Below are 1,993 nucleotides of genomic sequence, written 5' to 3'. Positions count from 1 at the left end.
GCCGCCGGCGTCAGGCTGCCCGGTTCATATAACCAGCGCACGCGACGCTCTTCCAGCCGGGTGCCGTCAAGCTGATACGGCACTTCCTCAATCAGCTGATCCCCGCTCCACAGGTAATCATAGCCGCCCAGCGCTTTCGGATTGTCCGGCAAATCTGGTTTACCTGCCAGCCACAACTGTAAATTAGCCGCGACCAGTTTTCCATCATGCACTTTTTGTTTCTGGATACGCCGACCGAAAGGATCGTATTTATACTGCCAGCGCGAGCCATCTGGAGTTTCGCAATGAGTGAGCTGGTTTTGCGTATCCCAGCGGTAGCGCCAGATTTGCGGGCGGAAGCCATCCTGCTGTTCGGTTTTTTCCACCAAACGACCGTTATCATCATAGCGATAACGGACATTCCCTTGCTGCACCACCCGCCCGGCCTGCTGGCGTTGCGTGAGTTGTTCCATCGCGCCCTGCGCATCGGTGGGCAAATATTGGCTCAGGTTGCCATTGGCATCATAACTGAATTGCTCTTCATGTGGACGGGCACCCTCGAACAGGGTATGAAGTATCTGGTCATTAGTATTGTAACGATAGCGCGTTTGCCCCCAGCGGCTGTCATCAATCACCCGGACGTTATGCGCACGGTCATATTGCCAGCTCCGATTGACGGCGGTGGCCTGTGGCGGGAAGTGCGGGTCGTTTTGCGCCAGCGTTTCTCTGAAAAATTGGGTAGACTGACCCGCCGACTGATGCGCCAGTAAGCCGGTTGCGGTATAGCGACTGGCAAGGATAAAACCGTTGGCACTTTCGCGCACCGTTTCTCGCCCCAGTGCATCATGCTGGAAGGTCAGCGGCGTATGCTGGTTGAGCTGGAAATGATTCAGGGTACCTATTGAGTTATAACCGAAGTGCAGGGTGTTACCATCAAGACTCTCACTCACCGGACGTCCGGTCAGGTTATCCCATTCGCGAGTGATTTCCCGTCCGTTGATACGCTCACAGGTCGGCAGGCCAGTGGCCTTGTCATATTCGTATTCCACCACCGCATCGGCATTAGTGGCTTTCACCAACTGATGCCGCTTGTTGTATTCATAACGAGTCGTGGCTTTCAGTACCCATTGGTTTTCTTCCGGTTGCCAACTTTCCTGTTTGACCAGCAAACCCACCGCCGAATAGTGCCAGCGAAGCTGCTGACCATCGGGATATTGAGTCAGTGTGCGGCGTCCCAGTTTATCGTACTGATATTCGAGGGTACGCCCGGTGAAATCGGTTTCCCGGATAATCTGCCCGGCGGCATCCCGCTCATAACGGTAGGTTTCGCCAGTGGAGGCGGTCACTAAGTTCAATCGGGTCAGACGATCATAACCAAAGTGTAATACCGTGCCATCGGGTCGTGTGACTTGAGTTAGCAGGTCAAACGCGCCGTAAGTGTAGTGAGTGGTACGGCCTTCGCCGTCAGTCACCGCCACTACGCGCCGTTCACTGTCATAGGCCAGTTGCTGCGTGGTACCGTCCGGCAGTTCAACATCAGTCAGGCTGCCATTAAGACCGGCATGGTCGTCGCTGTAACGGTAGTGAGTTTGTTGTTTTAGGGCATCGGTGAGTTGGCGCAATCGACCCAATTCATCCAGTTGCAGACCGGTGGTTTGACCGTCCGGTGTCATCACTGCAGCCAGCCGCTGTTGCTCGTCATAAGCATAGTGCCACTGGCGTCCATCCGGTAGCAGGCGCTGACGCAATTCACCGTGGGTGCCGTATTGGTATTCTTCTGTATGCCCTAATGGATTGGTCAGCGCTGTCAGGTTGCCCTGCTCATCATAGTGACATTGCCAGCGCTCGCCGGTGGGCAAAACAGTTTCGATGAGCTGCCCGTGTTCGTCATAACCGTAAGCAAAAGTTTCACCTGTCGGCAGCTTCATTTCTGTCAGCGCACCATCAGGGGTGTAATCGAATGTGGTGATAGCGCCTGATGGATCCGCTTCCCAGACGATTTGGCTATGGCGCC

General features: G+C 54.9%; 1 pseudogene. It reads right to left on the bottom strand.

The annotated features are described in order from the left end of the window. A pseudogene (locus tag AB204_RS14100) lies at window positions 1-1,993 on the bottom strand (RHS repeat protein); the annotation flags it as partial.

This window comes from Xenorhabdus khoisanae, assembly GCF_001037465.1.
GTDB lineage: Bacteria > Pseudomonadota > Gammaproteobacteria > Enterobacterales > Enterobacteriaceae > Xenorhabdus > Xenorhabdus khoisanae.
Note: the sequence above shows the minus strand (reverse complement) of the source record. Positions and strands in the feature narration are given on the sequence as shown.